Raw genomic sequence first — 12,335 nt, 5'->3', positions numbered from 1 at the left:
GCCCCTCGACGTGCTGCCGCGACGCCTCAGGCGGTGACGGCGCCCCCGGTCGACAGCGCCCCTCCGACCGGCCCGATCACCGCCGCGGTCGGAGCCTCCGTCACTCGTGCCCTCCGGCCGGCTCCGCGCGACCACGCGGTGCGCCCAGGACGTGCAGTGCACCCTCCGGCCCCCTGACGGATCCTGTCCGCGCGACCTCGCGGACGGGCGACGGATGCTGCCGTTCCGGTGGGCACACCACGACGAGGGCGGTCTCGAGGGCTGCGAGCAGGTCGTCACTCACGGAGCCGAGGAGGAGCCTCGAGAGCCCCGTCAGGCGGCGGCTCCCGATCACCACGAGCGCCGGAGCGGGCTCGCCGCGCAGCAGTGCACGCGCCGGCGGTTCCGACGACAGGACGAGCTCGGGCTGCAGAGTCGATCCCGGGATCGCGGTCCGCAGACGGCGGGCGATGTCGCGGATCGTGTGCTCGTGGTCCGCGAGCCGGGCCCGGACGACCTCTCCGCTGCCGCGGTCCTCTCCGCCGTGCACGATCCGGAGGGGCTGCCCCGTCCGCTCGGCCTCCTCGGCGGCGAACACGACGGCCGCCCACGATCCGGGGGACCCGTCGACCCCGACCACCACACCGGAGCGATCGGGCGCGCTCGCGGCCGGCACCACCGAGACAGGACCGTGGGCGACCGCCGAGACCTCGGACCCGAACGACCAGCGGGAACCCAGGCGGAACGCCCGCTCGGGACGTCCGATGACGAGGAGCCGGTCCATCGCGGTCTCGCGGGCCAGAGCGGGGACCACGAAGCCGTGGACGACCCGCCCGCTGATCGGGATGCCCGGATGCTCCTCCCTGATCCGCTCGATCGCGCCCTCGAGCGCCGCGACGGGCCCCGAGGGGACGTCTCCGTCGGCGGTCAGCACGTCGTCGAGGACCTGGACGAGCTCGACCGGGCCGTGGAGCGCCCGGGCGCGGCGGAGCGCCCAGTCGAGCGCGGCGGTCGGAGGATGCGAGGGATTCCAGGCGACGAGAGTGGAGGACGGCATGGCGGTCTCCTGAGGGGTGTCCGAGACCCCGGTCCCGCGACGGGGCCGAGGGCGGCGTCAGGCCGTGACGGCAGCGGTGATCCTCGACGGCAGCACGACCACCGGGCACGGCGGCGCGACGACGAGCTCGTGGGACACCGAGCCCAGCACGAGCTCGGTGATCCCGTGCAGACCGCGGCTCCCCACGACGAGCTCCGATGCGTGCTCCGATGCGCGGGAGAGCACGGCCGCGGGGAAACCCCGGTCGACGACCACGCGGACGCGCAGCCCCGGGTGGGCCGCCTGCACCGGGAGCAGCGCGCGGTCGACGAGCTCCCGGCTCGCTGCGGCGAGGCGATCGGAGGAGGAGAGCTCGGGCATCAGGCCGGGGACACCCATGTCCACGGGCGACCACGCGGTGACCACGGTGAGCTCCTCGTCGAGGGCGACCGCGTCCTCCGCCGCGAGGCGCAGGGCAGCCGCCGAGCGCTCGGATCCGTCCACTCCGACGACCACGCCCGAGTGGTGGCCCGGGCGGGGTGCCGGCACGATCACGACGGGGCACTCGGCACGCAGGGCGAGCTCGAGACCGGGGGAGTGCCTCATCTCGTGCGTCCCGTCGTCGCGCGAGTGGCGGCCGACGACGACCAGTCGCGCGGTGCGGGACTCCTCGACGAGCTGGTCGACGACGCGCCCCCGCCGGATGTGCGTCGTGACACTGACATGAGGTGCGATCACGTCGGCCGAGAAGGCGCTCGCCGAGGGCACGAGATCCTGCTCGGGTGAATCTTGTCGATGGCGGGAGGCGAGGTCCTCCTGGATGTGCACGGTCACCACCAGCAGCCCGAGCCGCTCCGCGCGCCGGAGCGCCCAGTCGACGGCGAACCGGCCCTCGCGAGTACTCGCCGCGCCGACCACGATCCTGTCCGGAGCCATGTCCTGTCCTCTCGCCCGCGGCCGCGACCGCCACGGCGCCACCTCCACCCTCCGGCGAGCGATCGCACGTCCACGGGACGAAGGGCCCGCCGCACGCCCGCGACGGGAAGGACCGCCTCCGCCTCGAGCCGTGATCGCCGCGGGACGTTGGTCCCGCCGAGCACGTCGGCCGCCTCCCATGCTGACCGCATGAGAGCGGTCGTCGCCTACGAGTCACTGTTCGGCAACACCCACGCGGTCGCGGAGGCGGTGGCCGACGGGATCTCGGATCTCGCCTCCGTCGATCTGCTCGACGTCGACGCGATCACCGGGACGAGCTTCCGAGCGGCCGATCTCGTGGTCTTCGGCGGACCGACGCACAAGCACGGTCTCTCCGATCGGAGCTCGCGCCTGCAGGCGGAGGCGTGGGCGCGGGCGCACGGCGACTCGCTGCGCCTGGACCGCGACGCCCCGGGCCGCGGTCTGCGCGATCTGCTCGGCGAGGGCGGCTGGGACGACCGTGCTCTGATGGCGGTGTTCGACACCTGCATGGGGACCGACCCGGTCGTCACGGGCTCCGCCGGTCGCGCGGCCGCCCGCCTCCTCGCCCGGCGCGCGGGCACCGCGGTGACCGAGCCGGTCAGCTTCCACGTCTCGACCGGCAACCGGCTCCTCCCCGGCGAGCTCGAGCGTGCCCGGGCCTGGGGATCGGACCTCGCCGCCACGGCCCTCCGGCGCGCGTCGGACGACGCCTCGCGCCTCGCCGCCGGCCCTGCTCAGCTGTAGCGGTCCACCTCCGGCCGACGCTGGAACCGGCGGCCGGTGATCGACTCGGGAGTCACCCGGACGACGCGGTACTTCGGCGTCGCCGTCCACGAGGTCAGCGGGAGCCGGTCGACCTCGTCGATCTCCCGCTGACTCTCCACCTCGGCCGCGCGGCCCTTCACGACCACACTCCACACCTCGTCCTCGGTGGCGCCGTCGATCTCGAGCGCCACACCCGCGTTGATCGTGAGCTCGAGCAGCTTCGTCCCGGGAGCCGTGCGGAAGACGTAACGGCCCTCCTGGTCGGCGGCGATCGTCACGGGGAAGATCTCGACCTCGTCGCGCACTGCCACGGCGAGGCGCGCGACGCCCGCCGAGCGCAGCAGCGCACGGCACTCCGCTGAGTCGAGTTCGGCGACCGGGCTCTCACTGGTCCACATGGCGGTGTGTCCTTCCTGATGCGGGGAGGGGCGGCGGCGGGCGCCGCCGGGGAGGAGGGGAGCCTCCCCGACGGCGCGAACGGCGTCCCGTCCGACGGCGACGGCAGTGTCGCGATCGTCACCCCGAGGATGCCCCCTCGCTCGTCGCCACTCCAGGTCTTTGGTCCTCCCTTCCGCCACTGCCGGGACCTTCGACCCGGAGTGCGGGTGTCCTCCCCGGTCAGGGTGGGGCAGCGGAGTCGTGGCGCCGCGCTGAGGGAGGAGACGCCGATGGAGTCGACGATCGTCGCCTGGAACGGATCCGGACCGTCGAGGCGGGCTCTCGAGTGGGCCGTCGCGAGGGAGCGGCGTCGCGCGGGCGTGGTCCGGCTGGTCGCGGTCCTCGACGGGACCACCCTCACGGCACGTCGTTCCATCGGCAGTGCCGGCGGGGGGACCGCCGCCGCTCTCGAGATCGCGGCCGCCGACGTCGTCGAGTCGTCCCCGGAGATCGGGGTCGAGACCGAGCTCCGAGTGGGCGACGCCCTCCACGAGCTCACCGCTCTCACCGGCCCGTCCACGCTCCTCGTCGTCGGCACCGGTCCTCGGCAGGGCCCGCGACGACGCTACGGCTGGTCCCTCGGTGCCCGGCTGGCGGCGCGTGCGAGCGGGCCGGTGGCGGTGATCCCGGAGCCGCGCGAGCCCCCGGACGCACCCACCGGCATCCTGGTCGGGGTCGACGACACTCCGGTCTCCCGCACGGCAGCACTCGTCGCCGCGTCCGAGGCCGTGCTGCAGGAGGAGCCGCTGTGGCTCGTGAACGCCTGGCAGCCTCCGCCGGTCTGGGCCGACGGCCTGGCCCACGACAGCACACTCCTCGACGAGCTCGAGCGCGCGCACGAGCACATCGTCCATCGCCTCGTCGAGGAGATCCGCGCCCTGTACCCGATGCTCCGCGTGCGCGGCGAGGCCGTCCGGTCCACAGCGGGTCGAGCGCTGCTGAACGCGCATCCGACACCGGCCCTGGTCGTCGCCGGCACTCGCAGCACCCGCGGTCTCCAGCGTCTGCTGCTGGGGTCCGTGAGCCAGGAGCTGCTGACCAGGATCCTGACGCCCACGATCATCGTCCCGGGCGACCCGGTGGGGGACCGTCGTGGCGAGAGCACCCGCGACCTCCGGCACTCCGCTCCTCTCCGAGCGGTCGCCGACCTGAAGGAGACCTGATGACCGGCATCGTCCGGACCGTCGTCGCGTGGGAGGACACCGGCCCCGGACGCGCGGCGCTCCGCTGGGCTCTGGACCGTGATCCGCAGGGCGACGTCGCCCTGGTCGCCGTCCTCGACGAGACCCGCACGGCTCCCGGTCTGACCGTCGATGCCGCCCTGATCTCGAACGCACGAGCCGCGGTGGAGCGAGCGGCCGCCGCAGCCCGGGAGTCCACTCCGAACGCCCGCATCTCGGCCCGGGTGGTCCTCGGCGATCTGATCACCGTGCTGTGCTCGGAGAGCGCCCCCGACACGCTGCTCGTCCTCGGCACTCACGATCGGGGCGGCTTCCTCCCGCGCTTCGGCTGGTCGCTCGGCGTCCGCCTCGCCGGTGCGACGCGCGGTCCCCTCGCCGTCGTCCCGGAGGCGGCTCAGTCCCTGCCTCCCGGCCGGGTCGTCGTGGGCGTCGACGACTCTCCCGGCGTCTCGACGGCGCTGGACCTCGCGGCGCGGGAGGCGTCCCGGCGCAGGGAGGTCCTCCACCTCGTCCACGTCTGGCAGGAGCCCCTGCTGCCCGACGACTCCTCCGCGATCGATCCCGAGACGCTGACGGCGCTCCGCCGCGCGCACCGGAGAGTCCTCGACGAGGCCGTCGCCGCCGTGCGCCTCGCGCACCCCGGGCTCGAGGTCCGGAGTGATCTGCTGAGGGGCGAACCGGCGGCGGTGCTCGTCGAGGCCGACCCCGGGGCGGGGCTCGTCGTGGTCGGGGCCGGCGGGCGGACAGGCCTGAAGCGGCTGATGCTCGGCTCCGTCAGCCACGACGTGGTGCTGGGCGCCTTCCGTCCGGTCCTCGTGGTGCCCGCCGAGGGCCGGCACGGCCGGGATCGTGCGAGTGCCCCCGCCGAGCTCGCGAGCAGGTGACCGCTGCCGCCGACCGCGGGAGGCCCGCGCCCGGGTCACTGCGGAGCGTGGACGACCACCGTCGGTCCGGTGAGGTTCAGGAGGACGTCGTGGCTCACATGACCGAGCGTCCACCGCGCGGCTCCGACGCGCCGGGAGCTGCCGACGACCAGGATGTCCGCTCCGCGGCCCGCGTCGAGCAGTGATTCGGCGGGATCGCGTCGTGTCAGCCGGGCGCGGAGGAACACACCGTCGGGGAGCTCCGCCCGCGCGGTCGCGACGGCCGCGAGCAGGACGGGGTCGGAGACCAGGTCGCCGCTCGGTGCGTCCCTCGGCTCGGCACGCAGGAGGGTCAGCTCCCCGCGTGCGCGGAGGCACTCGTCGAGGGCGAACTCGAGCGCGGCGCGGGACGCCGCACTCTCGTCCAGGCCGACGACCACGCCGTGGCGGTGGCGGCCGAGCAGCTCCGGAACGACTGCGACGGGGACGTCGGCCGCCGCCGCGAGCTGCAGGCTCCGGGAGCCGACGACCCGGCCTCGGACGAAACCGGTCCGATGCGTGCCGACCACGACCATCGCTGCGGAACGCGAGCACTCGGCCAGCTCGTCCATCGGGTTCCCGTGCACCGAGCGCACCTCCACCGCGAGTCCGGGGTGGAGCGCGAGCAGACGTCCGCGCTCCTCCTCCAGGGTCGCCTCCGCACGGCGCTGCAGATCCTCGGCGACGTCGTGCCCGACCCCGCCCCACTCGTCGTCGAGCACGTGCAGGAGGAGGACGCCCCGTCCGAGAGCGGCGGCGCGCTCGCCCGCCCAGCGCGCCGCCGCCCGGCTCGGGCTCGACCCGTCGACTCCTACGAGGAGATGGGGTGTCATGGCGCCCTCCCTCCCGTCAGCCTGCGCCGCGGTGTCGACGGGATGCAGAGGCGAAGGTCCCGTCGACGCCGCGCGGGAGTAGCATCGCCCGTGACCTGGGAGGCCCTCGTGGCTGCAGACGATCCGCCGACGTCGCCCGACGCGCCGCTCCGTGCTTCCGCTCCGCCGTCCCCCGGCGGTCCGGTGGGCACGGAGGAGCGCTTGCGCGCCCTCCTGCATGCGAACGCCTCCGTGGTCGAGCAGATCGACCTCCCCGTCGTTCTGCGCCGCATCGCCGAGGCCGCCGTCGTCCTCGTCGGCGCCCGCTACGGCGCTCTCGGAGTGATCTCTCCCCACGGCGGGCTCGAGCAGTTCATCCACGTGGGGATGGATCCGGCGGCGGTGGAGGAGATCGGTCACCTGCCCGAGGGCCACGGGCTCCTCGGAGCGCTGATCGACGATCCGCGGCCCATCCGTCGCGCGCACCTCGCCGGGAGTCCCGGTTCCGCGGGGTTCCCGGCTCACCACCCCGTCATGGAGTCCTTCCTCGGGGTGCCGATCCGCGTCCGCGACGAGGTCTTCGGCAACCTCTACCTGACCGAGTCGCGTCACGGCGCGTTCAGTGCCGAGGACGAGGAGCTCGTGGTGGCGCTCGCCGCGACCGCCGGCATCGCGATCGAGAACGCCCGCCTCTTCGACGAGACGCGGGAGAGGGAGGCCTGGATGGCCGCGTCGGCGGATCTGACCGCCCGCGTCCTCTCGCTCGACGAGGTCGACCGGCTGGGTGGCCTGGCCGACCGGATCCGCGAGGTGGCGGCCGCCGACCTGGTGTCGCTGGTCCTTCCCGAGAACCCGGACGACGCCGCGGCGGGGCCGATCGACGGACTCGTCGTGGCGGTGGCGCGCGGCCTCGGCGCGGAGAGCGTCGAGGGGACCCGACTCGACGCCCACAGCCTCGCCGCGACCGTCCTCGAGTCGGGTCAGCCGACACTCCTCGACCCCCTCGCCGATGCGCGGCTCACCACCGACGAACCGCTCTGGACGGGGAGGAACATCGGCTCGGTGATGGCCCTGCCCCTGCGCGCCGAGGACCGCCGGCTCGGCGTCCTCTTCATCGCCCGGGCCCCGGGCCGGCCCGTGTACCGGCCCTCCGACGTCGACCGGGCCGCGGACCTCGCCGGACAGGTGACGGTCGCGATGGAGCTCGCCTCGGCCCGCTCCGCCCAGCAGCGGATGCTGGTCCTGGAGGATCGCGGACGCATCGCCCGCGATCTGCACGACCACGTGATCCAGGAGCTGTTCGCCACGGGGCTCGACCTGCAGAACGCCACGTCCGTGCTGCCGCCCGCCTCCGCGGCGCGGGTGCTCCGGGCCGTCGACCGGCTGGACCGCAGCATCGCGCAGATCCGCACTGCGATCTTCGCCCTCAGCTCTCGCGGGCACCAGGCGGGGGAGTCGCTGCGCCAGCGCCTCCTCGCCCTCGCCGAGCCGGGCGCGACCGGGCTCTCCTCGACCCCGGCGATCGCCTTCTCCGGTCCTCTCGATCTGCTCGTGCGCGGCTCGCTCGCCGACGACGTCGTCGCGGTCGCGCGGGAGGCGCTCACCAACATCGCCCGCCACGCCGACGCCGGGAGCGCCCGCGTCTCCGTCTCGCTGGCCGAGGACGCCGTGCACCTCGAGGTGAGCGACGACGGCCACGGGATGCCCCGCGATTCGACTCGCCGCAGCGGGCTCCAGAACATGGCCGACCGGGCGGACCGTCGGGAGGGGTCCCTCTCGATCGAGACGGACCCCTCCGGCACGACGATCCGCTGGAGCGCGCCCCTCGCCGCCCCCCTCCCACCGAACGGATCCCCGAGATGACACCGATCACCGTCTTCCTCCTCGACGACCACGAGATCGTCCGCCGCGGGGTGTCCGACCTGCTCTCGGCGAACGACGACATCGAGGTCGTGGGGGAGGCCGGCACCGCTGCGCAGGCGATGACCCGCATCCGGGCGGTCCGCCCTGCGATCGCGCTGCTCGATGTGCGCCTCCCCGACGGCAGCGGCATCGACGTCTGCCGCGACGTGCTCCAGAACGTCGGGGGAGTGCAGTGCATCATGCTCACCGCCTACGACGACGAGGAGGCGGTCTACGCCGCGGTCCTCGCCGGCGCCGCCGGATACGTGCTCAAGGACATCCGCGGGACAGGACTGGTCGACGCGGTGCGCGCCGTGGCCGCCGGCCGCCGCCTCCTCGATCCGACCCTCCGACGAGCCGCCACCACCGCGCTGACCGACACGCAGTCGACCGACCCGCGCCTCGCCGGGCTCGGCCTCCGCGAACGGCAGATCCTCGGGCACATCGCCGAGGGGATGACGAACCGGCAGATCGGCGTCGAGCTCGGCCTCGCCGAGAAGACCGTCAAGAACTACGTCTCGAGCCTCCTCGCCAAGCTCGGCCTCGAGCGGCGCACCCAGGCGGCGGTGCTGGAGCTCGAGCACCGTCGCGCGACACCCTGAGCAGGGGAGGCACGCCGCCGTCCGGCCGGGTGGGCCGATCCTGATCCAGCGCAGCTCGAGCTGAGCGCCGGTGCTCGGACCGCGGCTAGCTCGCTGCCGGGTCCGGCACGGCTCCGATCTGCGTGAGGATCGCCAGCAGAGACCTCGAGCCCCCCAGCACCCGGAGCCGTCAGCGTCCGACTTCAGCCACGGGCCGCTCGGCGACGTCCGCGGAAGGCGACGATCCGGCCGTGCAGTCCGAGCAGCCGCGGCACGATCTGGTAGACGGCGAGCGGCACCACGACGGCGGTCAGGACGAAGGCTCGCAAGACAGGAGGCCACTGGTCGGCGACGAGGGCCAGCACCGTCATCCCGATGGTGACCAGAGGAAAGATCGCCAGCCAGGTCACAACCGCCCGGACGTGCACGCTCGCGACAGGTCTTCTGGACACGAACCCAGTGACACTCGGCGCCGGCTCAGCCCGGCTGATGCACGTGGATGTCGCTGTTCAACGTCACGCCGTTGAACTCGAGATACAGCTGCCCCTCGACGACCGACACGGTCAGCGTGTTGCGGCGCTCGAGTACCGCGACCGCGGCATCCAGGAATCCCTGGTCGAAGCTCTGCACGGTGATCTTCTCGAGCTGGTGGACGCGCTTGCCGGACCACGCCGCGATCACCTTCTCCGGGTTGCGATGCGTGTAGACCGTCGTGCGGTCGGCCAGCCTGCTCCCGAAGTGCAGTCGCTCGGCATCCGGCGCGCCCACCTCGATCCACGTGGTGAGCCTGCCGGTGAGATCGCGGACCAGCACCGCCGGCTCGGTCGCCGTCGACGAGATCCCCTCGCTGAAGGTGATTCCCTCCACGTATTCGAGGCAGTACGCGAGCACGCGCGTCATCATGTACGCGTCGGTCTCGGAAGGGTGCCGAGCGGCCCGCAGCGTGATGTCTTCGTAGACCCCGCGGTCCACATCAGCCAGCTGCAACGCGAAGGTGTACATCACTGCGCCGGCTGCCATGTGTGCGAGCTTATGTCCTCTCGCTGATCGAGGAGCGCGAAGCTTCCACGGCGCCGGTGGGGGCATCGTGTTCGCGCGCGTCCACGCAAGAACGGCCCGGCAGGAGGCTTTCACTCCGTCGAGAGCGTCCCACTCGCTGACTCGTCGCAGGAGAGCCCGTCCGTGCATCTTCCGCACAGTGAACTGACATAATGTGCATTATCGGATAACGGCTTCGTCGCCGATGACGGCTGATCGAGCCGGTCCCGCAGGCTGCATTCCTGCTGCCCGGCTGCTCGCCCAGGCGTCTCTGCGCTGCGGCTTCCGCAGGCGCCGCTCACCTGCTGATCGAGCAGCGCGCGCAGCGAGTCCCACCGGCGTCAGCGCGCGAGCCGTTCAGCGGTCGGCGGTCACAGACGTGTCCAGCGAACACTCAGGAAAGACGGCTCCGCGAGCCGCCGCCGTCACTCCGCGGCGAAGTCCGACGTGTCGCCGACGAGACGCGTGTTGTCCGCCGGGATCGGCTCGACCGCGGCCAGAGCGACCTCCGCCGCGAACTCCCCCACGTTGTACAGCTTCCCGGCCGACTCGCGGCGCGAGCTGATCGCGCCCGGGTTCGAGCGCTCGAGCAGCGTCGCGGTGATCGTGCCCTCGATCATGTCGCCCGAGACGACGACGAACTCCACGCCCCGCTCGGCGAGCTCCGCGATCCGCGAGCGCAGCGCGTCCTCACCGGCGCGCTTGGACAGCGCGACCGGCTCGTACTCGGGCATGGTCGGGGTGGTGCGGATGAAGTGCGCCTGGTGGCTCGTCACGAAGACGATGCGGGATCCGGCGCCGAGGAGCGGGAGCGCCGCCTCGAGGGTAGCGACCTGGGAGTCGCGGTTGAGGACCATCGCGTAGTCCTCCCCCATGTTGCTCTCCATGCCGCCCGAGGCGTTGAGCACGAGGACATCGAGTCCGCCGAGCTCCTCCTCGATGCGCGCGAAGAGCGCCGTGCGCGACTCGGTGTCCGTGAGGTCGGCACCCACGGCGAAGGCTGAGCCGCCCGCGGCGGTGATCTGGTCGACGAGCTTCGTGGCGCGGGGCGCCTTCGAGCGGTAGTTGACGACGACGCGCGCGCCGGCCTCGGCGAAGTAGCGGATCGTGTCGGCGCCGATGCCGCGGGACGAGCCGGTCACGAGGATGCGCTTGCCGTCGAGCGAACCGGGAGCGAGGGGGTTGGACACGAGGAGATCCTCCAGGACGCCGACGCGGGGCCGGATCGGGCACGATGACGGGCGCCAGGGCCCGACGAAACCCTACCAACCCCCTCCCAGCCCGTTGACGGGGGGCCTTGATACCGTGAGAGCGCTCATCGTGGGGAAGGAGCAACGGCAATGGATGCTGTCACCCAGTACGCGTGGATCCTCTGGCTCGCGCTCATTCTGATCTTCGTGATCGTCGAGATGATCACTCTCGAATTCACCTTCCTGATGCTCGCAGTGGGCAGTGTCGGCGGTCTCCTGGCCGGTCTCGTCGGGGCGCCCTTCTGGGTGCAGGTCCCGGTCGCCGCCGTCCTCGCAGCGCTGCTCCTGTTCACGGTCCGCCCACCGCTGCTGAGACTCCTCAAGCGCGGTGGCGATCCGACGCCGTCCGGCTCTGACGCCCTGCTCGGCCTCGCGGGCAGCGTCGTCGTCGCGGGCTCGGGCCCGGGCCAGGTCAAGCTCGCCAACGGCGAGACGTGGACGGCCCGCCTGTCCCCCCTCGTCGAGAACCGCCCGCTCGGTGTCGGCGAACGTGTCGTCGTCACCGCCATCGAAGGCGCGACGGCTGTCGTCGTCCCCGCCGAAAGGAGCTCCTCGTGAACACCTCCGCCATCGTGACGACGGTGATCGTCGCCGTCATCGTCCTCTTCGTCCTGGTCGTCCTCTTCCGGTCGATCCGGATCATCCCGCAGGCGACCGCGGGAGTCGTCGAGCGGCTCGGCAAGTACCACAAGACGCTGCTGCCGGGTCTGAACCTCGTCGTGCCCTTCGTCGACCGGGTCCGCCCGCTGATCGACCTCCGCGAGCAGGTCGTTTCTTTCCCGCCGCAGCCGGTCATCACCGAGGACAACCTGGTCGTGTCGATCGACACGGTCGTCTACTTCCAGGTCAACGACGCTCGCGCCGCGACGTACGAGATCGCGAACTACCTCGGTGCCGTCGAGCAGCTGACGACGACCACCCTCCGCAACGTGGTCGGCGGCCTGAACCTCGAGGAGGCGCTGACCTCCCGCGACAACATCAACGGGCAGCTGCGCATCGTCCTCGACGAGGCCACCGGCAAGTGGGGCATCCGCGTCGGACGCGTGGAGCTCAAGGCGATCGATCCGCCCCTGTCCATCCAGGACTCGATGGAGAAGCAGATGCGCGCCGAGCGCGACCGCCGCGCCGTGATCCTCACCGCTGAGGGCACCAAGCAGTCGCAGATCCTCAACGCGGAGGGACAGCGCCAGGCCGCCATCCTCGCGGCGGAGGGTCAGGCCAAGGCCGCCGTCCTGCGCGCGGAGGGTGAGGCGAAGGCCATCACCACGGTGTTCCAGGCGATCCACGACGGACGCCCCGACGCCGAGCTCCTCGCCTACCAGTACCTGCAGACGCTGCCCAAGATCGCCGAGGGCAGCGCGAACAAGCTCTGGGTCGTGCCGAGCGAGCTGACCGAGGCGCTCAAGGGCGTCGGCCAGGCCTTCGGGCAGAACGCCGCACGGGGCGATCGCTCGCGTGATGCGGGCTCTACTCCCCCGAGCCCGACGGTCTGAT

At 72.6% G+C, this 12,335-nt stretch carries 14 protein-coding genes; 7 read left to right on the top strand and 7 right to left on the bottom strand.

Annotated elements, in window-relative coordinates; all coding sequences use genetic code 11:
* Positions 1-100: 100 nt before the first annotated feature.
* Together GSU68_RS08915 and GSU68_RS08910 are read right to left on the bottom strand one after the other, a co-directional pair.
* On the bottom strand, positions 101-1,036 hold the full coding sequence (locus tag GSU68_RS08915; RefSeq protein WP_159907390.1) for a universal stress protein: 936 nt from the start codon (positions 1,034-1,036) through the stop codon (positions 101-103).
* 57 nt (positions 1,037-1,093) lie between these two features.
* Positions 1,094-1,951, bottom strand: coding sequence for a universal stress protein (locus tag GSU68_RS08910; RefSeq protein ID WP_159907388.1), 858 nt, complete (start codon positions 1,949-1,951; stop codon positions 1,094-1,096).
* 189 nt (positions 1,952-2,140) lie between these two features.
* Between GSU68_RS08910 and GSU68_RS08905 the strand changes: the two genes are divergently transcribed.
* On the top strand, positions 2,141-2,716 hold the full coding sequence (locus GSU68_RS08905) for a flavodoxin domain-containing protein (protein ID WP_159907386.1): 576 nt from the start codon (positions 2,141-2,143) through the stop codon (positions 2,714-2,716).
* Here GSU68_RS08905 and GSU68_RS08900 read toward each other — a convergent pair.
* On the bottom strand, positions 2,707-3,135 hold the full coding sequence (locus tag GSU68_RS08900; RefSeq protein WP_159907384.1) for a pyridoxamine 5'-phosphate oxidase family protein: 429 nt from the start codon (positions 3,133-3,135) through the stop codon (positions 2,707-2,709). The genes GSU68_RS08905 and GSU68_RS08900 overlap by 10 nt on opposite strands.
* Positions 3,136-3,405: 270 nt before the next feature.
* On the opposite strand from GSU68_RS08900, the gene GSU68_RS08895 reads away from it, so the two are divergent.
* Positions 3,406-4,338 (top strand): universal stress protein, encoded by a 933-nt coding sequence (locus GSU68_RS08895; protein WP_159907382.1) that lies wholly within the window; start codon positions 3,406-3,408, stop codon positions 4,336-4,338.
* Positions 4,338-5,240 (top strand): universal stress protein, encoded by a 903-nt coding sequence (locus GSU68_RS08890; protein ID WP_159907380.1) that lies wholly within the window; start codon positions 4,338-4,340, stop codon positions 5,238-5,240. Before GSU68_RS08895 ends, GSU68_RS08890 begins: the two co-directional genes overlap by 1 nt.
* 35 nt (positions 5,241-5,275) lie before the next feature.
* Here GSU68_RS08890 and GSU68_RS08885 read toward each other — a convergent pair whose 3' ends face one another.
* A complete protein-coding gene (locus GSU68_RS08885; protein WP_159907378.1) occupies positions 5,276-6,091 on the bottom strand; it encodes a universal stress protein in 816 nt (271 codons plus the stop codon).
* A 201-nt stretch (positions 6,092-6,292) separates the two neighbouring features.
* On the opposite strand from GSU68_RS08885, the gene GSU68_RS08880 reads away from it, so the two are divergent.
* Together GSU68_RS08880 and GSU68_RS08875 are read left to right on the top strand one after the other, a co-directional pair.
* On the top strand, positions 6,293-7,933 hold the full coding sequence (locus GSU68_RS08880) for a GAF domain-containing protein (RefSeq protein ID WP_159907376.1): 1,641 nt from the start codon (positions 6,293-6,295) through the stop codon (positions 7,931-7,933).
* Positions 7,930-8,574 (top strand): response regulator transcription factor, encoded by a 645-nt coding sequence (locus tag GSU68_RS08875; protein WP_159907374.1) that lies wholly within the window; start codon positions 7,930-7,932, stop codon positions 8,572-8,574. The genes GSU68_RS08880 and GSU68_RS08875 overlap by 4 nt, the downstream gene beginning before the upstream one ends.
* Before the next feature lie 182 nt (positions 8,575-8,756).
* Here the strand turns inward: GSU68_RS08875 and GSU68_RS08870 are convergent, their stop codons facing one another.
* The 3 genes from GSU68_RS08870 to GSU68_RS08860 all read right to left on the bottom strand — a co-directional run bounded on the left by GSU68_RS08870 (position 8,757) and on the right by GSU68_RS08860 (position 10,781).
* Complete coding sequence (locus GSU68_RS08870) at positions 8,757-9,005, bottom strand: hypothetical protein (RefSeq protein WP_244259438.1); 249 nt, start codon at positions 9,003-9,005, stop codon at positions 8,757-8,759.
* A gap of 25 nt (positions 9,006-9,030) precedes the next feature.
* Positions 9,031-9,573 carry a YaeQ family protein gene (locus tag GSU68_RS08865; RefSeq protein ID WP_159907372.1) on the bottom strand — a complete coding sequence of 181 codons (543 nt, stop codon included), beginning with the start codon at positions 9,571-9,573 and terminating at the stop codon, positions 9,031-9,033.
* Between the two features lie 443 nt (positions 9,574-10,016).
* Positions 10,017-10,781: an SDR family oxidoreductase gene (locus tag GSU68_RS08860; RefSeq protein WP_159907370.1), complete on the bottom strand. Its 765-nt coding sequence runs from the start codon at positions 10,779-10,781 to the stop codon at positions 10,017-10,019.
* Between the two features lie 150 nt (positions 10,782-10,931).
* On the opposite strand from GSU68_RS08860, the gene GSU68_RS08855 reads away from it, so the two are divergent.
* Complete coding sequence (locus tag GSU68_RS08855) at positions 10,932-11,399, top strand: NfeD family protein (RefSeq protein WP_159907368.1); 468 nt, start codon at positions 10,932-10,934, stop codon at positions 11,397-11,399.
* A complete protein-coding gene (locus GSU68_RS08850; protein WP_159907366.1) occupies positions 11,396-12,334 on the top strand; it encodes an SPFH domain-containing protein in 939 nt (312 codons plus the stop codon). Before GSU68_RS08855 ends, GSU68_RS08850 begins: the two co-directional genes overlap by 4 nt.
* Position 12,335 lies beyond the last annotated feature (1 nt).

Source organism: Rathayibacter sp. VKM Ac-2759, assembly GCF_009834225.1.
Taxonomy (GTDB): domain Bacteria; phylum Actinomycetota; class Actinomycetes; order Actinomycetales; family Microbacteriaceae; genus Rathayibacter.
This window is presented reverse-complemented; position numbering and strand designations above follow the sequence as displayed.